14 protein-coding genes are annotated in these 22666 nt (G+C 43.1%); 9 read left to right on the top strand and 5 right to left on the bottom strand.

Annotation, left to right across the window (positions count from 1 at the left end):
- Positions 1–6: 6 nt before the first annotated feature.
- From EZ437_RS10535 to EZ437_RS10515, 5 genes are all read left to right on the top strand, one after another.
- Entirely contained in the window at positions 7–564 is a 558-nt protein-coding gene (locus tag EZ437_RS10535) for an NADPH-dependent FMN reductase (protein ID WP_131595883.1), read from the top strand.
- 174 nt (positions 565–738) lie between these two features.
- Entirely contained in the window at positions 739–5187 is a 4449-nt protein-coding gene (locus EZ437_RS10530) for an NHL repeat-containing protein (protein WP_131595882.1), read from the top strand.
- Position 5188: 1 nt separating this feature from the next.
- A complete protein-coding gene (locus tag EZ437_RS10525) occupies positions 5189–8545 on the top strand; it encodes a pentapeptide repeat-containing protein (RefSeq protein WP_131595881.1) in 3357 nt (1118 codons plus the stop codon).
- A gap of 16 nt (positions 8546–8561) precedes the next feature.
- Entirely contained in the window at positions 8562–9704 is a 1143-nt protein-coding gene (locus EZ437_RS10520; protein WP_131595880.1) for a hypothetical protein, read from the top strand.
- Positions 9704–10843 (top strand): hypothetical protein, encoded by a 1140-nt coding sequence (locus tag EZ437_RS10515; protein WP_131595879.1) that lies wholly within the window; start codon positions 9704–9706, stop codon positions 10841–10843. The genes EZ437_RS10520 and EZ437_RS10515 overlap by 1 nt, the downstream gene beginning before the upstream one ends.
- Positions 10844–10854: 11 nt before the next feature.
- On the opposite strand, the gene EZ437_RS10510 is transcribed toward EZ437_RS10515, so the two are convergent.
- Together EZ437_RS10510 and EZ437_RS10505 are read right to left on the bottom strand one after the other, a co-directional pair.
- The gene (locus EZ437_RS10510) at positions 10855–11919 is read right to left on the bottom strand and encodes a glycoside hydrolase family 5 protein (RefSeq protein ID WP_131595878.1); all 1065 of its coding nucleotides are present in this window, start codon (positions 11917–11919) and stop codon (positions 10855–10857) included.
- A gap of 32 nt (positions 11920–11951) precedes the next feature.
- Entirely contained in the window at positions 11952–13247 is a 1296-nt protein-coding gene (locus EZ437_RS10505; protein ID WP_131595877.1) for a Gfo/Idh/MocA family protein, read from the bottom strand.
- A 402-nt stretch (positions 13248–13649) separates the two neighbouring features.
- On the opposite strand from EZ437_RS10505, the gene EZ437_RS10500 reads away from it, so the two are divergent.
- Positions 13650–14432, top strand: coding sequence for an endonuclease/exonuclease/phosphatase family protein (locus EZ437_RS10500; protein WP_131595876.1), 783 nt, complete (start codon positions 13650–13652; stop codon positions 14430–14432).
- On the opposite strand, the gene EZ437_RS10495 is transcribed toward EZ437_RS10500, so the two are convergent.
- Genes EZ437_RS10495 through EZ437_RS10485 form a run of 3 tightly spaced genes read right to left on the bottom strand, consistent with a single transcriptional unit; the run spans position 14429 to position 17685 of the window.
- On the bottom strand, positions 14429–14830 hold the full coding sequence (locus EZ437_RS10495; RefSeq protein ID WP_131595875.1) for a (deoxy)nucleoside triphosphate pyrophosphohydrolase: 402 nt from the start codon (positions 14828–14830) through the stop codon (positions 14429–14431). The genes EZ437_RS10500 and EZ437_RS10495 overlap by 4 nt on opposite strands.
- Before the next feature lie 15 nt (positions 14831–14845).
- Positions 14846–15706, bottom strand: coding sequence for an alpha/beta hydrolase (locus tag EZ437_RS10490; protein ID WP_225869551.1), 861 nt, complete (start codon positions 15704–15706; stop codon positions 14846–14848).
- A gap of 44 nt (positions 15707–15750) precedes the next feature.
- Positions 15751–17685, bottom strand: coding sequence for a heparinase II/III domain-containing protein (locus tag EZ437_RS10485; protein ID WP_131595874.1), 1935 nt, complete (start codon positions 17683–17685; stop codon positions 15751–15753).
- Between the two features lie 156 nt (positions 17686–17841).
- Here EZ437_RS10485 and EZ437_RS10480 point away from each other — a divergent pair, with 156 nt between their 5' ends.
- The 3 genes from EZ437_RS10480 (at position 17842) to EZ437_RS10470 (ending at position 22656) form a co-directional block, all read left to right on the top strand.
- The gene (locus EZ437_RS10480; protein ID WP_131595873.1) at positions 17842–18687 is read left to right on the top strand and encodes an NYN domain-containing protein; all 846 of its coding nucleotides are present in this window, start codon (positions 17842–17844) and stop codon (positions 18685–18687) included.
- A 75-nt stretch (positions 18688–18762) separates the two neighbouring features.
- Positions 18763–21051, top strand: a complete 2289-nt coding sequence (locus EZ437_RS10475) for a GH92 family glycosyl hydrolase (RefSeq protein WP_205942678.1) — start codon at positions 18763–18765, stop codon at positions 21049–21051.
- A 258-nt stretch (positions 21052–21309) separates the two neighbouring features.
- Entirely contained in the window at positions 21310–22656 is a 1347-nt protein-coding gene (locus EZ437_RS10470; RefSeq protein WP_131595872.1) for a sensor histidine kinase, read from the top strand.
- The last annotated feature ends 10 nt before the right edge of the window (positions 22657–22666 follow it).

Raw genomic sequence — 22666 nt, 5'->3', positions numbered from 1 at the left:
TAGCATATGAACATCGTCATTCTTTCTGCAAGTGTACGTCAAGGTAGAAATAGCCACAGAGTAGCCTTATATTTCCAAAATTACCTCAAAGAGAATAATCTGGGAACAGTAGACATGGTAGATCTTGCTGAATATAATTTTCCGATTTTTGAGGAACGGCTGCAGTATATGCCCAGTCCCGAACAAAACGTATTGGATTTTCAGCGAAGGATTAATGAAGCTGATGGCATTTTATTGATAACTCCAGAATACAATGGAGGCTATCCTTCAAGCTTAAAAAATGTAATTGATTTGCTATACAAAGAATGGCAAAAGAAGCCTATTGCACTGGCCACAGTGTCTGCGGGGCCATTTGGCGGCGCGCAGGTCACCACCTCTCTTGTTTTTTCACTTTGGAAGATAGGTGCATGGGTAGTGCCTGCCATGTTTCCCGTACCGCAAGTGCAAAATAATTACGATGAACAGGGTGTGCCCAACGACAAAGCATCAGCCGATAAAAGGGCAAAGAAGTTTATCGATGAGTTAATCTGGTGCATTACCGCAAAACGTAAAATGGAGCAGTAAAAATAATCGGTAATTTTTAACAAAAAGCGGTCTACTGAACAAATTTAAACCATTTACATAATAATTTTCCTGTTTTACAGTTTTTTAGTGTTTTTATTTAAATATTGTGCAACTTTACGGTTGTACCAATTAATGTAATTACCAATTACAAACCAAATATTAACCCTATCCAATATGGAAAATCTCCATCTGCATTTTGCACTGAACGAGGACCGCGAATACTTTATCCAGGCAAACGGTAAAACCGAAAAACTATTATCCTACGCGAAAAACCCTGGCAAATTAGTCGAACACCGGATGCTCAACGCTGCCCTGGGAACTGTACCTGAAAGCCACCTGCATTTAATAACCTATTATGTAGAAAACCTGCAGCTTCCCCAGGATGAGGTATCACGTATTAGCATTGTGTCAACGGCAAAAGATCCAAATGCCATCCTGCCTGATCTGGTAGCTACCTTTATGCATGCCTCGCCGGAGACACATGAACGGGTATTGCTAAAACACGCTCATCAAAACACGCCAATGCCGCTTGTCCTTTCACGACTAGGAATCAAACCCAATCTTTTGCAGTCGCTCAGTGCAGTAGACCGCAGGGCTATAAAAAGAGGCGCAGCCATGCTCATTGACCCGCCATTGGTTAACGCGCAGTCAATCGTTTTTAGCCACCCCGAGATCGGGTCACTTGACGACAACATAATGGTCAGCATTTTTGACAAATACCTGCAGGACCATAATGATTTTACACAGCTGATCAACTACATCAGCAGCAATCCTGATACCACAACCAATTCATGGTACAAAAAATCATACGCGATAAAAGTTGACCCAGTGACTTTGGCCGAATCACCGATGGAACCAACAGAACAGGTTTTTAGTGACGGCAAGCAAATGGAATGGCCTGTAGACCCCCTCACACAAAAGAAAGTTATTCCGCAATATGAATTGAGCGATGATGAATCGGGTTCAGAAGACGGCGGTGTGATCACTGCATCTACAGGAGCAATCTATTCGGTACTCAAAAAGATAAAAAATGATGAGGCATTTAAAGGTTCGTTATGGGCACGGCCGCAAGGTATAATTACGAATAATCAAACTAATGTAGCCTCTGCCACCGTTACAGCCCCTGCTGCTGAATCGGCAAAGGCAGACCTAACGGCAGCTCCTGAAAATTGGTCTATAAAATATGAATCTACGCTGCAGTACGGACTGGAATTAGTAGCAGACGGGTTTAAATTTGAAAACAATACCATCTCATTTCCAGTAAACAACTGGCCCAACAGGATTTTAAGTGTTTATATCGAATACCAAACTGCTGATGGTACCCCGATACCCTGGAGCGTATTGAGCAGAAGTAAAGAGGGAGACAGTCTGGTAGAATCTGACGCCATGATGAGCCAGATATTTGCCACTACATTCGACCGGAGAGGCCAGAACACTACAAAACTTTACTGGGGCTTGTTAGCAGCTGGTAACAACGTGTTTGGGATTCCTTTTCCTACCCAGGATACTGACATCAGGTTTAAATGGCCACACACAAAGGAAACCAATGCGGCTATTGCTTCCAGAGCAAAAATATATCTTGGAGGATTTGGTGCCGGCAAGCACTTCTCGGATTGGGATACCGAAGTTGATCTGGCAGGACTGATTGCTACGGGCATATTGAATTATGGAGTAACGGCAGCGAGCATGGCATTTACTATAGCGGTATTGGGCCCTATGAAGGCAGCCCTGGATAAATCAAAGCTAAAAATGGCCGTCATCGTTTTATCTATACATCTTGGTGTTGCGGCAACTGTCGTATCTATCGGGTTTTGGAAAAACGGAAATTCAAAAATGGTCCTTTCCAAGTTATCTAATTTTGTTGCCAGTTTCCTGTTTGGACAAGTGGCCAACTACCTGGTAGAAAAATTACTGCAGGACGCTATTGAAGACCTGGCTAAAATAGGTATTGGTCAATTGACCACACAACAGTTGCTGCAACAGGTTCCCTACGCCGGCTGGGCGCTTAAAGCGATAAGCGTGGCATCTGATGTTGCTTCTCTGGCCGCAACTACCATACAATGCCTCGGTTCTCCGGCTACGTATGAAATGCAGATCCAAAACACGATGGACCTGACAGTTACTGTAAAACCGGATCCCTCGCATGGTACTGAAAGCCAGGATCCTATCTGGCCTATGGTCGGCAGCCATTACGTAACGACACTTAAATATCCTAAAAACGGAAGTTTTCAGGGAGGCATGACCTATGTAAAAGCCGGGCCAATGCCGGGAAGCAAATCTGCGCCAATTATTGTTACCTTTAATAAGGTGCCTGCGGGCGGACAGGTAATAGTTACTACCATTATTTATTCAAGCGCTGACTGGATTGCTGGTCGCTGGGATAGCGGGCCTAAATCCGCTACTCCTGATTTGCAGGGCAAGCTTGCTTTTACAGGGTCTATCATTGAAAGCCTGGTACCACTTACGCCCTCAACTTCGTACAGTGAAAAGCAAAGGATCGGTTTTGACGCTCCATCCAACAAACATAAATGGATCATTACCTCATTTTCAATAGATCAAAAATATAAGGCCGACCTGGAAAGCGGAATGCTTACTGCCGGCTTCATACAGGATTTTAAAAACAACGGCATCACGCTGCCGCAAAATATTGTAGTAACCAAGGTGGCTACGGGTACAGAATGGAACGTTGATGACCGGACTGCACAAATCACCTATCGCTGTTTATATAAACAGATCTATAATTCGGGAGGAAGTAAATTTTACCAGATTGAGGTGCAAAATATATCAAGGCCGGCTCCGGTATTACCCAATCCTAAAACTGTACCGGATACATCAGGCAGCAACCACAACCTTGCGGAACTGGTTGGCATGACCATCAATAACAAAGCATACCAATTGGGTTATGCCTGGCGTGCATCAGGCATGAATATGCCGCGTGATAAATCAACCAACCCGCCCGAAAATAACCAGCTGTATGCCATGCAGAGTATCTCTACGCTTGCACAGCCTTCGGATCTGATCATCCAATCTAACACTGGTTTTACTCAAATGCCTTTCATCGCTTATAATCAGTTTGGATTAACACCACTGTTTATTATTGATTTTGAAAACCATCAGGTAGCCCTTAACAATGCTGATGGCAAAGCACTACCTGCACCGGTCAAAAAAGAATTTACTGACAGAGGCTTTGAAATACCTGCTACAGCAGTAGTAAAAGTCATTAAAACCGATAAAGAATGGCGGATAATTGACACTACACAAACCGTAATTTATGACCTTGTTTATGGTACCGAAGTGATCAATGGAGGGTGGAAAAAAATAGTTAATATTTATAATTATGTAGTTCCGGAAATAAGCAATTTTTACCTGGACCCAAGACCAGATGAAAAAGGGCACTATCACCTAAGGGCTGTGAGTTTTCATGATGGTCTGCCAGGTTCTTATAATTTCGATGTTGATTTTTCGGAAGATGGCGAAAATAGTTGGGGCGCCTTCCCTATTCCACGTGGCAGCACATTATATAAAATTGGCGTGCATCCGGCCGGTTGTGTAATTGCTATTGATTACGCGCTGGATAAAATATGGAGTCTTCAATTGCCAAATATGGCAGGCAAAGCCAAAACAGCACCGATCGCTATGCCTATGTCAGGCAGCGGTAACCTGGAGGGACTGATAAGTCAGCCTAAGGCAATGACCATATCATCAGACGGACGGATAATTATATTAGAACAGGGAAACAAACGATTTCAGTCATTTGATGTAACCGGCAATCCTGTTGCGGGTTTTAAAGGAGAACTGTCATTCACCCTACCTGATACATTAATTAGTGATTTGAATGGCCGTAAAGTAACAATTGAGTTGCGCAAAGCTTACCAGGCAAACATGCCAGCCAGCTATTTACGCCCACCTATAACGAGCATTGCCACCAACCAGGCAACAGCAGACAATCTGGATAAGGGTATTGTCAACAATGTTATCCGCAAGCGGATGAAAACCAAACTGTGCGACCTGCCTGAAGAAGCAGATGGTGTTGAGGTAATCGTCAATGTGAAAGGCAAAAGCTGGCTGGTTGTAAATAAAACAGAAAAAACTTCGTTTGATTTCCGCTGGAATAGTTCAACAAATGTACTCGATATCAACTACGAAGGAAACCTGGAGATTGATCTGATCGCAAAAGATGGACATTGGAAAGTACGCGATAAGCTGCATATGCTCACTTTTGAAATAAAACCAGGTGCTACAACCTCGGGTATATTGCGGGTTCAGCAGTTAATTGCAACTGCACTGTTAAGGACACAAACCGCAGCGCATATAGAGTATTTAGATGTAGCGGTCGAGGATAAAGGCTATATATACGTATTGTATTTTACCGGTACAGGAGCGAGTGCAAAAGAGTATATGCTGGATATTTATAATCCTGATGGGACCGTATTGCTTCAAAACCCGCTATCGGGCATTGCTGCCGCAAAAATGGCGATTGACAAATGGCGTACCTTATGGACACTTAATTATGAAACATTTTTAGGACCTAATAACAGAACCGAACCGGGTGTAAGCGGCTGGATCCCGTCAACCCCTTCCGGTCCTTCAGACACACGTACTTTAACTGAAAAGGAGGTTTAATATGCCTGGCATTTTACCTCCTAACAAGGTAAACACGAGAGTTGATCTTTCTAATAGTGATTTCTCCGGACAAAACCTTAGTGGTTACGTTTTTATTGGCTGTAACCTAACTGGTGTAAATTTCAGTGGCAGTAATTTTGACTCGGTTACCGAATTTACGGATTCGACATTTGGAGCATCCTCACAAAAAAAGGTAACGAGCTTTGCCGACTGCATCCTTACTGCTGCTAAGTTTACAGAGCCGGCCCAATTTGGCAGGCAGGGAAGCAAAACCCTGCTCACCAATTTGACAGGGGCGACAGTTCCATGGAAGCTGCTGGGTAAGAAATGCCAGTTTACAGACCTCAGCAACGCCAAAATAACTGACCCACCAGCAGATTTTGCCAGGATAGATTTCAAATCTGTTAAATGGAACAATTTTGACTTCAAGGAAAAAAGCATTCGCAATGCCCATTTTACGGAATGCGACCTTCAAAATTGCAAAATGAGCCGTTGCGAACTTGATTTCGCGGTCTTTATCTCCTGTAATCTGAATAAAGTCACAATGGCTGGTGCATCGCTGGATACTGTGGTATTTGACAACAGTGACCTGACCAGCACCGATCTGTCATATGCTTCCAGGTTCAGGGAAATTTCCTTTCGGAATGCCTTGCTTCAGGGCACCCGGTTTGACGGCAATAACATTACTGACAGCAAGTTTAGTATACCTTGCAAAACTTCAACAGATCCCACATATATCACTTCTTTTCAGTTTGCAACTGTTCCGGCAGATTTTATGCTAAAAAACCTGCAAAAAAACTGGCAGTGTTTAGATCTTCGAAACGTAATCATCAATGATTTTAGCAGCATTACAGGACAATTGCAAAATCTGAAGGCTATGTATTCATTTTTCAACAGCAGTCTTTCTTTTGAAAAGGCCATTTTAAATGTTGCCGATTTTAAAAAGGCCAGGTTCAATGGTGTTAATTTTAACAATGCCATTCTGAATGGCTCAACCTTCACGGGGATCAATACCGTACAGGGCACGGAAATGGGAAATGCCGGCGCCAGGATAAATATACTGCCTGGAAACGCACTTTATAGCGGATTTATAGAACTGCTTAACAGAAAGGATGCTGAAGGAATAAAAAGAATATTTACTGCTTGTGGTTTAATACTTCAAAACGTAGAATGCACTCCTGTCAGGGATACTCAAAGCAATTTGCAGACCTGGCATATTATTGATGTTAACAGTAAAAACGGCAAAAAGTATGTCATCATACAATTTCCGGTTTCAGACGGATTTAAGTATGCGATATTTGATAACTCGCCTTCCACATTTAGCTATGCCCGAATGGTAGAGTGCAATCTGCAGGACAGCAATTTTTCCAATTCAAATTTAGCACATGCCCAATTGTACGGATCAAGCATTACTTATGCGATTTTAAGTAATGCCAATTTAACTGCAGCGCAGTTTGGTAAAAACGCAGCCATATTTTCAATGGCTGAAAGTGACACATCGGCCCTTGCTCCTTATGACTATAAAACCTTTTTAAACAGTGTGCAGCAAGGTGTTTTAAAAGATATGATTGATATTTTTCAGTGGAGCGGCTACTCGATCGGCAATATCACTTGCATCATTGCACCTACACCTGCAGGCGCCGAAGCTGCCTGGATGATAACAGATAATTCAACTACACCTGTAAGGAAATTTTTGGTGGCCAATATGGTCGTATCTACCAGTCCTAAAGCACGTGAATTAACTGTTATTTTTGAAAACGGACAAGCTGCTAATCTTTATGGCAGCTATATGCCGGGTGTTAATTTAACCGAAGCAAATCTAACAGGCTGCAACGCCCAGAAATGCCATTTGTACAATAACCAGTTAAACGGATCTAACGCCACACTTACAAAAGCGATATTGATTGGTGCGAACTTTGACGATGCCAATCTTTATAAGGCCGATTTTACCAAAGCCATTTTAAACGGTGTAAGTTTTAACCGTACAAACCTGATGGGTGCAAATTTTAAAGGTGTTACACTTGCGCCAGGTGTGGAACGTGCAATTTCATTTACCGGTGCAAACCTGCAGGGTACCGATTTTTCTGATGCAGCCATTGTAGGCGGGATATTACTTGAAGCAGCTATAAGTCTTCCTAAAGCCAACGCCCCCAACCAAACAAATGGCGTTCAGATACAGCGCGTTTACAACAACTCAGACAATGATTTTGCTGCATATTTACTGGAGCTAACGCGTGCCGAGGCGACATCCATAATTGGATATGATGCAGAAGCTGATGCCGACAAGACCGACAAGGAAGATGATGACAATGATGATGATGAATATGACAATGCATACGTTATAGCATCAAAATATCTGGAGACCGGACCGATAAACAACAACCTGTTGATCAATCTGAACAGGGTAACAAAAACCATTGATGGTAAGCCCGTAACTATTGACGTAACTGCTGGTGCCACAGTTACATTTTTACAAAAGCAGCGGGCATATAAAATTAAAAGTAAAACAGAAGAATACCTTATTGTACCGGGTTATGACAAAGAATTTTTGGTTTCCTATAATGTTTATGCTGCAGGTAATGTACCTGCTTGCAGTATTGACTATTATTCGGTTCTAAAAGAGGGGCTTGTTACTAAAGAATTGTCTGACGCGATAACGGCAAAATCAAAGGGCAAAATAGTATTGGCCCCGGATGCCATGCTTACTTATATTGACAGACCGGTTTCCTGGCGCGTGGAAAGAGAAGGGGTAGCCTATGTTTTATGGTGGGGGGTTAAGCTGGTGAAGAAAAGAGAAAGGTATAAATTAGCAAGCGTCATTTACGTCCGCCGCTCGGTTGATGCATTACAGGGATTGTTTCAAAGTACCAAGATAAGTTTGCGGAACCAAACCCTGTTCAGGAAGCTTGAGCCCGCGGCAGGTGAGGATACGAGCACCTGGCTGATAAATACCGGTAAAGACGATGCTTTGTACTTAAACTCAGGTTACATACAATACAAAATGGTGGCCAGTCCTGCAGCATCCCCTACCAGACTGGTGTTATACGGCTATACCATGCGTATGATAGGATTTGGCAACAACCAAAGGCAGGTGATGCAGGATTTTGACTGCGAACCTACCAGGCTGGATGCCGATGCTTTGGATGATAAGACAACGATGCCCAACAACAAAAAGAAGTTTGAAAACCAGGCAGACAGGACTACTTACGAAGAATGGATGTGGGTATCTAAAGATCATATCCCTGAACCTCCAGTTTGTGTACCTTCCCCTATTTCTTATTGCCCAACCTTGCCAGGTAAAGTTATGCGACTGGCAAAACCGGATGTTTATTATGACTTAACTGAACGATTACCTTAAATCTAACCAAATAATAATGCAAACTACTGCTAATGACTATAAACTGTCTGCCGCCGACCTGACGGCTATACGCGGATGGATGAAATTTCTGGAAACTTTTGGTTCGGGAATGCCCCCGGCTGAAAATGCCATTGGCAAATTTTTTGCAGCATTGCCCCAGCTATCTGACAATTATGATGAAATGACCAATTCAAGTTATAGATGGATGGTCGAGACATTATTTTTTTATCTTAACGAAGTACCTAACAACCAGGAGGTTTCCCTCACAGCTCAATACGGCGACTTTTGTGAAAAAAACATGCATATTAGCCTTCCTGGCGATCCTAAAGATTATGTAACCACAGCAATAGATCTTCCTTTTGAATTTAGAAGCTATTGGGCTATCTTTTTGTTTGGATACGGCTACAAATGGTATCCGAAAAGTGAATCAGATCCTCTGATACGCATAGTGCGGCATGAAAAAGGTATAAAAATACCCGGGGTTAATGAAAACAGGCGCAATGCCATAATTGCTTTATCAAACAATTGGGACCCCATACCTTCCAAAGATTTCATTGTAGATCAAACCAGTATGTATGGTAGTGGTATCCTGGCTATGGAGTCTGCAAAAAAGGTAGTAGCTGATTGGGCATCGGCACACAATATGCCACAAAGTATCATGATACGTTTTGAAGCCCAGCAACGGTTAAAAATGAAGGATATGATTGGAGCCGACCGCGTCCTTAATGCAGACGAGTATCTGTTTATTTTCCACCTGATGATAAGCTTGTGCACCGCTACCAATGCAGACAGGGCTACGGTATTGACTATTGTAAAAGAACAGGCCAATTCTATTGAGTATCCAAATGAGACTTTCATCAATCAGCTGATTTATCTGTCACTACTGCATGCAGGTAATCCAAAGGGGGATATCAGGTATAGTAACCTCATGATGCAGGACATGCTGAAAGGCATGCTGGCTTTCATAAAAACAACTGACGAAGCCTCTATTGCAATTAAGGCAAGCATTGAAATGAGCACCCACATGCTCCATGCCAACGCTGCATATCCCATGCATGATATGTATAATCCCGATAAAAGCTTCAGCACAAGGTTTACAGATACACTCGCAGCTTTAGAGGATGGAAGAAAGATTATAAAAACTAAACTAAAAAAATAATGAAAACCACACTTGACGACTATAAATTATCTCCTGCCGAATTGCCCGGCATCGTTGGCTGGATAGCATTTCTGGAAACTTTCGGCTCAGGAATGCCTGTCATTTCCGATGCCACCCGTGAATTTTTTGTCAAAATTATTAGCGTCTCTGACAATTTCAGCAGGATGACCAATCCAAGTTACAGATGGATGATCAAAAGTATGTTTACCTCGCTCAATAGTATTACGAATAACCAGCAGATATCACTTGCATCGCAATACATGGATTTTTGCAATAGAAACGACATAAGTCTTGCTCCTAATGACAGTGAATATGAGAGTGTATCAATAGGCATGCCTTTTACCTTTACGAGTTATTGGGTTACCTTTTTAGATGGTTATGGATATAGATGGGGAAGAAGAGATGATCCCGGACTTTATCAAGTCACGGAGTACCACAAAGAATTAAATATACCACATGTGGATGAAGACCGGTACAATGCCATCTCGGCTTTAGTTTCCAGCTGGAAACCTACACCCTCCAATGAATTTATAGTAGCACAAACTACTACTGGTAGTCAGGCCAATAAGACACCGGCCGCTGCTGCCAAAAAATTGATAGATGACTGGGCAACTAAAAACAATATGCCTGCAAAAGTAATTATTGATTTTGAAGCCAATCAAAGACTTAAAATGAATGACTTGCTCAAATCCACTGCTGCTTTTAATGGTGATGTGTATTTTTTTATACTTCATTTATTAATAGGCCTTTGCACAGGAACTGCTGCTGATAAAGGTTTGGCCTTGTCTATAGTCAAAGAAATAACAAGCTCAGTTGAGTATGAAAATGAAATTTTTATTAACCAGTTAATTTACCTGTCTTTAATGTACCTGGGCGATCCCAAAGGCGCTTACAAGTACAACAACGGTCAAAGACAAGCTGCGTTAAGGGATCTGCTGGGTGTAATGAAAACAACTGACGATGCCTCTATTGCCATTAAGGCCAGCATCAATACAAATTTGGACATACTTAATGCTGATCCATCATATCCTATGCAGGACATGTATAATCCTGATAAAGGTTTCAATATACGCTTTACAGATACATTGGCGGCATTAGAGGATGGCAGAAAAGCCATAGCTGCTAAACTGCCCAAATAGCGGTATGGAAATTAATACTGTTGCAGCAGATTGAGCATTTTTCGGTCCAGTTTATGACCTTCGTACTCCTCATAATCTACATCTTTTCGTTCACTGTCCAGTATCCCGAAGCTTCCCCTGAAATTCCAGAGCGACCAGCCCCAGCCGTTCTCTTTAAATATTTCCAGGTTGTCTTTCATCCAGGCCAAAGACACATCATGGGGTGTATGCTGGTAGGCACCCCATTCTCCTACATGTACCCCCACCCCCTGATCTGCCAGTTTTTTCCAGGCATCAAAGATATCCTTCTTCAAGCGAGCTTTGTCCCAGCGGTCATTGGTATCGGGAAATAAAGGCCAGGTGGGAACTGCCCAATCTGTTTTAACCCAGGAAGCTTTGTAATGGCTCACCTGCATCGGCCCGTATCCTCTGGTACTTTGTCCGACATTTAAGCCAGCCGCTCCGAATACGGGTTTAGTCCCGTACTGAAGCCCGTCGATGACGATTAACCTACTCGGGTCTTCCTTACGTATCGCCTGGATGATCCGGGTAACTACCCGAACATAATCAGGCTCTTCTACCTGTGATGGTTCATTGATCAAGTCAAAACTGAGTTTACTGCTGCTGATGCCTTTATAACGTTTGGCAAATTGCTGCCAATGGTATACAGCGGCCTCCAAAGCCTTTTCATCTTTCCATAGGTTGAGTGGTTCAGCAGGGGCATTTACACAGTAACCCGGAATCCGGTGCAAATTAAGATTGACGTGGATCTTGTACTTAGCTCCATATGCAACCGCCTGGTCAATTTCCTTCAGTACAGCTTCATCCATCTTCATCCAGTCATCCGGCTTTGACCAGCAATGGTAGGACATCGGTAAACGGGCAAAATCAAAACCCCACTCCGCCATCTTTTTAAAATCCCATTCCTTGAACGGCTGGTTCACATCGCTATTAAACTTCTCGAGCAAATTAAACCCGCGCCATTTTGGTAATTTATTGGATGGTAACAACTCAGCAGCCAAACCTTGCAGAGCAGGTGCAAAAATACCGGCCGCAGCTACTCCCATACCCAATTTAACGAACTTTCTTCTTTCCATGTTTATTTAACTACGTCTTCAACCCTATATAATCACTTAAGTGTAATTCCCCACTCCTTGTTTAGCTTCCTGCTGCAAAGCGCATTAGCCTGGGCATCATTGAATTTTTCCTTCACAGGATCCCATTTTAGTGGCCTCTTCAATTCATAGGCAATATTACCAATGGTACACATCGTAGCTGTACGATGGCCAGTCTCTACATCACATATCGGTTTACTCCGCTGGCGCATGGCATTAAGAAAATCTTTATAGTGATTTTCACTGGTATACACCTTACTTGTACCCGCAGCAGGAACCTTGTCCTTCAGAGAATCCGGTGTGGTAGTCATCTTCCCTCTTACTACATCGATCTGCCCTTCCGAACCAATAAATCTCACTCCGTTGCCGATACCGAAATCTTCATGGGTAACAGGTGTTCCATCTGCATATTTATAGGTCAGGAACTTATGTTCATTGCCATCGGGTGGAATGATTTCTACCGGACCACTGCTGTCTTTGTCCAATGCCCATTGAGCAATATCGAACATATGAGCGCCCCAGTCGGTCATCATCCCTCCACCAAATTCTTTGTAACTGCGCCATTTACCCCAAAAGTCATCTGTCAGTTTAGGGGCTAAATCATTATGATAAGCACTATACTCATTTGGACCAAGCCACCTGTTCCAGTTTAAATCAGTAGGAACAGGCTGACCTTGGAGATCGTAAGGCACGGGAGGGCCACCTACACTTACTTTAATCTGTTTGATGTCGCCGATAAATCCGCCCCTCACCAGCTCTACCGTATCCCTGAATTCCTTTGATGACCGCTGCATGCTTCCAGTCTGAAACACGCGCTTATGTTTGCGTGTCGCATCTACCATGGCCCTTCCTTCTGCTACTGTTAGCGAGAGTGGTTTTTCGCAGTAAATGTCCTTGCCAGCCTCTGCTGCACGTACAGCCATAGCCGCATGCCAATGATCGGGCGTGACAATCACCACCGCATCTACATCTTTACGCTCCAGAATATGGCGAAAGTCATCATAAGATTTACAGCTTTTATAATCGGCCTTGCCCGCTTTGTCTGCGTAATACTTGTTCACTTGATTGGTAAAAGCATCGAGTTTATGTCCATATACATCACAGGCAGCTACAATCTGCGCCTCCGCGGTATCTAAAAAAGCATTTTTCAGGCCAAATGCCTGCTTTCCGCAGCCTATAAAGCCCAATGAGAGCATATCACTGGGCGCAGTATAGCCTATGCCTCCCAACACATGTCTTGGAACAATAAAAAAAGTGGATACCAATGCGGCCTTGCCCAAAAAATCACGGCGGGTAAGTTTTTCTTTCATACAGTTAATTTGGCTAAGTCTCTATTTTGAATAAAATTACTAAATAATTTGAAAGCAAAAAGCATGTGGTTAACATGAAATCTGGCTACATTCTTACAAATCCTTAATAATGCATTGTATTATGCCGGTAAAAGCCTTGTATCTCTTCGTGTTTGGAACGTGTTTGATACATGTTTGGTTCGTGTTTGGTTCGAATGACGATCGTTTCAAACACGTTTTAAATAGGTTTCAAAGACGTATTAATGATGATGCTATTCCGGCATTAGAATAGCCTATAATAAAGATTAATACAGCATTTATAATAGGTAAGGTAATTGACTTAAGTACTGCATAAGATTAATAAACATAAGGAAATGAAGAAAGTTTAAAAAATCAGTATCTTCTCAGCCAAATTACACATCCATGAAATCATTTATTCTTTCTTTTTGTTTGGCCATCTTCTGCCTGCTGAATTTCCAAAAGTCCAATGCGCAAGAGGTGCTTAAGGTGATGACCTACAACATCCATCATGCAAACCCGCCGGCTAAACCGGATGTAATAGACCTTGAAGCCATAGCTGAAGTGATCAGGCAGCAGTCGCCCGACCTGGTCGCCCTACAGGAAATAGACATAAATACCAAGCGCAACGGCGGGGTAGATCAGGCAAATAAACTAGCTGAACTTACAGGAATGTATGCCTTCTTTTCTAAAGGCATTGACTTTGAAGGAGGAGAATATGGGATTGCTATTCTTTCAAAATATAAAATTATCAGCAGCGAACGGTTCCCGTTACCATTTAAAGAAGGACTCAAAGCGGAGCAACGCTCACTCGCGGTAATAAAAGTAAAATTGGCTAATAAAAAGGAACTCTATTTCGCCTGTACCCATCTGGACCTGAAAGATGAACACCGGATGCTGCAGGTGGTGGAAATCAACAAAATTCTCGCAAACAGAAAATTACCAGTCATCCTGGCCGGCGACTTCAACTTTAAAGCGTCAAATCCTGCAATGGCGATCATGGAGCAGCATTTCACACGCAGCTGTATAAGCAATTGTGCTCCTACCATACCTGACGACAAGCCAACAAGTGAAATAGACTTTGTTTTTCTAAAGAAAGGAAGCAAACTAAAAGTAACGTCTCATCTGGTAATAAATGATGTCCATGCCTCAGATCATTTACCAGTCATTGTTACTTATAAATACTAAAAATCACCAGCATGAGCTAAAGTGAGATAGCGCTTCAGCACAGGAATATCTGCCTCTGCCCAATCCAGATCCATTAGCTCTTCTGCAGCTAGCCAGGCATAGGCAAGGTGTTCGCTGAGCTTAATTTCTCCGCCAATAATCCGGCACACGAAAGGAATCAGCCTAATGGTGGCATGAGGATAAGTATGGACATGCGGTTGCATTTCAAAGACAGGTCGGACATCAAGGTTTAGTTCTTCTTTAATTTCCCTTACTATGCACTCATCCGGCATTTCACCTGCTTCTACTTTGCCGCCTGGAAATTCAATCTTCAGCGGAAGCTTCATCTCCGCACTACGCTGGGTAACCAAAACCCGCTTTTCCGGTGTGATAATAATAGCACAGGCAACATCGATCATCCAATACCTCCCTGACTACTTTAAGATTTCTTTTTTGAGCTGGGCTACTTCCTTCAACAATAGCGGAAAGGCCGGAAGCGCCATGCCTCCATGATCAAAACCCTGGAGTTCATATAACCTGGTCGTTTTATTCCCTGCCAGTTTCATCATCCTGTTTAGATAGGCATTTTCTTCATACCTGCCCAATAATTCCATTTCCCGGTCTCCGGTAATGATCAGCATCGGAGGTGCATCTGCTCTTATATGTGCCAAAGGTGCATATTTGTCAATGGTGGGCTGAAGTTCTTTGATTCCCTGCTCCTGCCTTACGGTAAAGTGCGTTATGGCCTGTCCGCTAAAAGGGATAAGTCCGGCAATGCTGTTGGCGTCTATCTGGTATTTACTTAAATACTGCTTGTCTAAAGTTAGCATCGTACCCAGGTAGCCTCCTGCTGAGTGGCCTGACACGAAGATGAGCTTTTTATTGCCGCCATATTGTTCCACATGCTTAAATGCCCAGGCTACTGCTGCTGCTGCATCTTCAATATAGGCTGGTGCTTTGACCTTGGGCGACAAACGATACCCCACCCCAATCACCGCAACGCCTTTATCCATTAGCTCGCGTGGAATTTCTTTTCCACCTCCAGTGATCCCCCCTCCGTGAAACCATACAATGGTTGCAAAGTCTTTCACATTTTTAGGATAGTAGATATCCAGGCGGCATTGCGATTTGATATAAGTGTCTTTCACAGTATTTGAATCAGGATAATAGAAGATGTTGTTAGTCCTGCTAAAATCAGCCGCCTGACCCTTGCTATCACTGCTAACCAGCAGGAATGCCATCAGCAAGATACTGCAATAGCTGGTTCTTAAAAAAGGGCTCATAAAGATTTTCATAGTATTCTTTTATATGGTACAGTTGCAAGATAAATAAAAGATTGTTATCGAATCCTTATGCTGTAGTCACCTTTAAGGTTTTTACCAATGGTTGTTAATTTAATCCGGTATACCGACTTCCCCCACACGCCTGCAATGGAAGTATCATCTACCAACTGCTCTTCAATGGTGGCGGAAAGCAATTTTGGATCGTAACTCATCGATAACAACTTACCAGAGATGGATGAAAGACGGATAATCCCCTCTTTTTCTTTTACAGGAAGTCGACATGCCACAAAACTCAGCGATGAGGCTGCATGATAACCCGATAACTGGTAACTGTCTTTCAATATCAACTCCTGCTGTGCAGGGCGGTAGGTAAATTGCCTGACCCAGCTTTTCACAGCAGCCGCCGCCGGGTAGGCTTTAGCAAGGTTCATCGTAAATACATCAGCGGCCTTTCCTTTAGTAAATTTAACAGCAGTAGCTGAAAAAGTTTCGCTCGCTTGCTGGTCTGCTCCATTTATGATGGGACAATTGTGCCATTGCGATTGCGTATACCATAGCTTGTAGCGGTCCGGACTAAAGGTCTGTTTCGTATAAGTTCCTTTACCAAGGTCTATCAGTACCGGATCTCCATCTTTATAGACCATAAAATTACCGACATCATTGTGGTTATGGCTTTCCCCATTGTTACCACCCTTTGCCATGAATGTTAATCCATTGGAATCCCCTTCCTTACCCCTGAGGTTTACAATCTGCAGATCGGGCAGCCAGTTCTGCATTGGCAAAGGAGCAATTGGTGTGATGGTAGACAGGGCCTTGCTAACCCGCACATTATTGGCAAAGCTAACAATAGAACCTATTCCAAGATACCCTGAGGGGCCGCCGGATATAGAACCCAGGTAGGCCGCAAAATGCTTCATTTTATCATCATCAAACATTTCACCAAAATTATACACCCTTCCCGGATCTGGAAGGATGGCACCTGGTGCATCTGCAAAATTCACAAAGCGATTTCCAGCTATATGTACTTTATAGATATAAGCACCGATGTTCTTAAACAACACATTTTGCGACCAGTCCAGCTTTCCTGATGAAATTCTTGTAAGCACAGCCAGGAACTCACCCAGACAGCCACCTGCGGCACTCCAGTAAGCTGGTCCTTCGTCGCATCCTCCATCTGCGGGATAGTCATCGATAAACCTGTCGGCACTTCTGATCACTTTAGTAATTAATGCAATGCGGAGTTCGGCATCGTCTTCTGTTAACGCCGCCACCTTGAGCACATTGGAATTGATCCAGATGTTCCAGTTATTTTGTTTACGCTGATTTTTGAGACCCATCCACCAGTAACTGTTAGTAGCTAGATAGGGTTGCAAAAGCCTGGTTTGGAGTGCTTCACTAATCCTTTTTGTCAATACAGGAGATACTGCGTCCAGTTCTTCACCGAGCAGCAATTTGACCCAAGCAAGATGGGCTGCAGTTTCTGCAGCAAACAAGTCTATAACCGGGTTTGAAGGATCAGGGAAGTTGACCTGTTTGGTGTAAAGGTGCGCTGGCAGCACCCAGGTGCTTTCTTCCAGCATCAGCCAGATGCCGTCAATTATTTCAGGAAGGTACTTGCCTTTACCTGTAACGAGTTCTCCTGCGCAAAGCACAGATAACTTAGACCTGCGGCTAAGATAAAGATGTTCGAAATTGACCCTGTTGCCATTCTCTTTAAATTCGGCATAATCTGATAAGCGTATGGCAGTCCAATTTTGTTTGAGCGCTTCATCTGCAGCGCGTACCAGGTCCTGCTTTGCATGCTCAGGCAACTCAGCAATACCGCTCAGTATGGCTTTTTTCTCCCGCTGGCGCCAGTTGCTAATATTGCTAAGTATCGCCCCTCCACCGGCTGATTGAAAAGCATTTTGCAAATAGCCGTTTTGTGCATGGACTCCGGCTGCAGGAAATATTAGCAGGAGCAGTAAAAACGCAAGGGTATTTTTTTTCATTTGATCAATGTGTGTTACACCGTAAATTTAAGCTAATCAGCCAGCTATCGGCTATGAAATCTGTAACAAATTTATCAGTGGTAAAAATGCTGAAAAGTAATAGTAATATATTACCTACCTTTAAATTCTATTACATTACTACCCATGCAAAACCCAATGAAAACCGATAGGGACCTAAAACTTGCCGTACTGATTGACGCAGACAATGTGCCGTATGCCAATGTCAAAGAGATGTTTGAAGAGATCGCCAAATATGGCACACCTACCTTCAAAAGGATCTATGCCGACTGGACCAAGCCTACCGTCTCCGGATGGAAAAAGGTACTGCTCGAAAATGCCATTACACCCATTCAGCAGTATAGCTATTCGCAAGGGAAGAACGCAAGTGACAGCGCGCTGATCATTGATGCAATGGACATTTTATACACGGGAAAGGTAGATGGGTTTTGTATTGTATCCAGTGACAGCGATTTTACACGACTGGCTACCAGGCTTCGTGAGGCCGGAATGAAAGTGATCGGCATTGGTGAAAAGAAAACCCTGGCACCTTTTATTACCGCCTGTGATAAATTTATCTATATCGAGATCCTGAAACCCAAGCCAATGCAGTCTGAGGACGCTGCGGTAACAACTACTACAGCAAGCACCAAAACCCAGGAAACCCAACCGCTGAGCAAGGTAGATCCTGAGACCATCAAACTCTTTGCAGACAGTATTACTGACCTCGCAGACGAAGATGGATGGGCCTATCTGGGCGATCTGGGCAGTTTGATGATGAAGAAAAAACCAGATTTCGATTCACGAAATTACGGGTTTTCCAAGTTATTGCCCTTAATCAAAAGCATCAACCGGTTTGAGGTAGATGAGCGGGAAAGCGGAAAGGGCAATGCCAAGCATATTTATATCAGAAAACTGGCACAACCTATACCAGCTGTGCCAAACCCGAAAAGAAAGAGCCAAAAAAAATCAGGCAAGGGAAGCAACCGGACGGCCAGTATATAATATCAAGCAGATATTCTTGCTTTTTACCTTTAAAGCACTAAATTTGTATGTACATACTAAATACAAAATACCAGAATGTACCTACATAATAAACTGCATGCTAAATTCGGGATGATACTTTTCATGCTGGTCATGACAGGAGCGGCTTTCTCCGGTTATACTCAGAAAAAAGAACCAATAGATTATGTAGATCCCTTTATTGGCACTTCAAATTCAAGGTGGATGTTGTTTCCTGGACCAACAATGCCCAATGGCATGGTAAAATTGAGTCCTGATAACCAGGGCAATGTATGGCAGGGCGGTTATGAATATTCTGTGGGAAGCATCCACGGTTTTAGTCACCTTCACGGCTGGACCATGGCCGGATTGCTCACTATGCCCACCAATGGCGACCTTGCCCTTAAACCTGGTAGCCCCGACGAGCCCTTTAAAGGTGCAAATGCGGGATATCATTCTAGATATAGACCTGATGGACAAAAAGCATCGCCCGGTTATTATGCAGTTGACCTGATTGATTCGCACATCAAAGCCGAACTAACAGCTACGGAAAGAACAGGTGTTCAGCGGTATTCTCTACCTAATGATAGTTCCAACAGGATCATGATACAGCTGAACATTCCTGCGGAATATGCCTATGAACTGAAAGACGCCCGGATCACGAAGGTCAGTAATACTGAAATCAGGGGTTACGCAAAATCCTATTCAGGCTGGTTTAATGAATACACACTCTATTTTGTGATGCAGTTTAGTACACCCTTCAAAGACTTTAAGGGATATATGGATCAAAAAGAACTACCTGAAGGCAAAGAGATTTCAGGCAGCAAGGACATTGGTGCCTACGTAACCTACCCTACCTCAAAGGAAGAACAGGTCCTGATAAGGACGGGCATTTCATTTGTAAGCCTGGACCAGGCAGCGCTTAATTTAAAAACTGAACTGAAAGATTTTGACTGGGACTTTGATGCGCTGGTGAAGTACAACCGGGAAGTATGGAACAATCTCCTGAAAACAATTGAAGTGGAAGGTGATTCTGAGACAGACAAAGTAAAATTCTACACCAATTTATATCGCTGCTTTACAGGTAAGATGATCATGAGTGATGTAAATGGCAAATATACCGATGCTGTTGAAAATGTGCAGCAGTTGCCTGCACACAGAAAAGCTATGATCGGGGGCGATGCTTACTGGAATACATTTTGGAACCTCAACCTCTTATGGACGCTCAGCTCACCGGAAACGGTGGTCCAAATGGTAGGCACCCAATTGGAGATGTACGAGAAAACCGGCTGGCTTTCTAAAGGCCCGACCGGAATTGAATATTCGGGTATTATGGAAGGATCGCATGAGATGGCATTGATGACCAGTGCCTATCTAAAGGGAATCATGAAAGATGATGCTGATATTGCCTATGCTGCTATGAAGAAAAACGTGGAGGTAGAGCCGCAGCCCGTAGGCGGTGGACATCCTGGTAATCCGCAAATAGCAGAATACGCCAAAAATGGGTATGTCCCTGTCGAAAAAGGTGCAGCATCCAAGACACTTGACTATGCCTTTGACGATTGGTGCGTAGCGCAGATGTCCAAAATTGTGCATAAAAAGAAAGAATATGATTTCTTTTTGAAGCGATCTCAAAACTGGAAGAATGCATTTGATCTTAAATTGAAGTATGTTGTACCCAGGAAAGCAGCGGGTTCGTTCATCAATAATTTCGACCTGTTTTCAGTGAAGCACTTCGTGGAGGGCAATTCATGGCAGTATTCATTGTACGTACCTCATGATATTCCCGGACTGGTTAAATTTACCGGGCCAGGTCTTTTCATGAGCAGGCTGGAAACCGGATTTAAGAAATCAGAGCAGCACAAGTTTGCTGCGCATGCGCTGGACCGTACCATGGAGCAATCTGCTGAATACTACATCAATCATGGCAATGAGGTAAACATGCAAGCAGCATACCTTTTCAATTATGCAGGAAAACCACATTTGACGCAATATTACACGCGAAAGATCCTGGACACTTTTTATGACGATTCTCCATACGTTGGATGGAATGGAGATGAAGATGAAGGCCAAATGGGCGCTTGGTTTGTGATGAGTTCGCTTGGACTCTTTGAGATGAATGGAGGAACTTCTCCTGATCTGAGACTGGACATCACCAGTCCGCTGTTTAAGTATGCAAAAATTAAACTGGACAATAAGTTTTACCCTGGAAAAGAGTTCATCATTGAGGCACATAACAACTCTTCGAGAAACATTTATATAAAATCAGCCAGTTTGAATGGACATGTGCTAAAAGAAAATAAAATAAGCTTCACAGATGTAATAAAGGGAGGAAAACTGGAACTGCACATGACTGACAAGCCCTAAACATCAGCCAAGAGTTACGCTATTTCGTTGGTTCTGCTTTTCATAAATCTCGCAATTCCGATTAGCGCCGAGCTCAAAACCAAAAAAACAAGCGATACTCCTATAGAATTGATAGCTACTTGTGTATATCAATACTTAGTTTATTCTCCATTAATCTAATTTTAATATTTTATTTAGGGCTTAAATAAATATACTGATTCTTTGTTATATTTAACCTCATGCCACTCAAAAATCCAACTAGCACTAATTGCTACGCTTATGCTTGATCTGCTACATGCATTGCTAATTGGCACCATGTGTTACCAGTTTATTTTTATGCTGCTCCAGTGGTATGTATTCAGACGGAAGGACTATCTCTATTACATCACCTATATGGGCTGTACTTTGCTCTTCCTGGTGATCAGGATAGATGCAAATTCTCCATTTTTACCATTCCACATAAGTGGCATGGCCGAAGAATACCTGGACCAGCCCCTTATCATATTTGCCTTCTGGATGTATATCCGTTTCGGATATCACTTCCTGAACCTTAAAGAAAATCAACCGGGTATCTATAAAGCTACACTAAGGCTGGAATGGATCTTCATGGCGTATATAGTCATAAAATGCATCATCATCCCATTGGGGCTAAGTCCCCAGATCTCCTCATCCATTTACCTGGCTGTCACAGTCCTGATCACAGGACTCGCCGGACCGTTAATGTATAAACTTTTGCGCCAGCGCAACCTGCTTAATAATTTCCTAGTAGTAGGAAGTGTATGTGTTACCCTTGGAGGCCTGTCGGGGAGTGTATACGCTTTTTGCACAGGTCAGCTCGGAGAAAAAAATATGGCAGTCTATGTGGGGCTCGAACTTGCTATCCTGATTGAATTGCTGCTGCTAAATACCGGTTTAGTGATCAAGAATAAACACATTCAGCAGGAGATAATTGATACGCAACAGGAACTAATCGGGCAATTGCGGCAAACAGATATCCTGCGTACCAATCTGAGTTCCATGCAGTCCAAACTTTCTGCAGATCTCCATGACAATATTGGCGCGGGGCTTAGCAGTATTTCCATCTACAGTGAAATTGCGCGGCAAAAACTGGAGCTTCAACCAGCCTCGGCAGCACAAGTGCTCAGGATGATCGGGACCACCGCAGCTGAAGTGATCGGAGAAATGAAAGACACGATCTGGTTCATACAACCCATGAACTCTACTTTCGGACAAATGATAGACCGCCTGAGGCAATATGCAGAACCGCTATGTGTAGAAAAAGAAATAAAACTGCTAATGATTGCGGATGAGCAGGCAGCAATGGAAACCCTTACCCTTGTACAAAATAAGAACATCTTCCTTATCCTAAAAGAAGGCATCAATAATGCCCTCAAACATGCGGATGCCAATGCCATAAGCTTGCATATTGGCATCGTCGCGAGCTTAATGCAGATTAAAATTACCGACAACGGTAAAGGGATGGGAAGCCAGACCGACAGGCCCGATGGCAATGGTTTAAAGAATATACAAAAACGTATCAGTGACATCAATGGTACATTGACTATCAAAAGCGATATGGGACAGGGAACAGAGATTTTGATAAAAGTTCCAGTATCTGAAATCTAGCGCTAACCAT

The organism is Pedobacter psychroterrae, assembly GCF_004331695.1.
In the GTDB taxonomy this organism is placed as follows: domain Bacteria; phylum Bacteroidota; class Bacteroidia; order Sphingobacteriales; family Sphingobacteriaceae; genus Pedobacter; species Pedobacter psychroterrae.
Note: the sequence above shows the minus strand (reverse complement) of the source record. Positions and strands in the feature narration are given on the sequence as shown.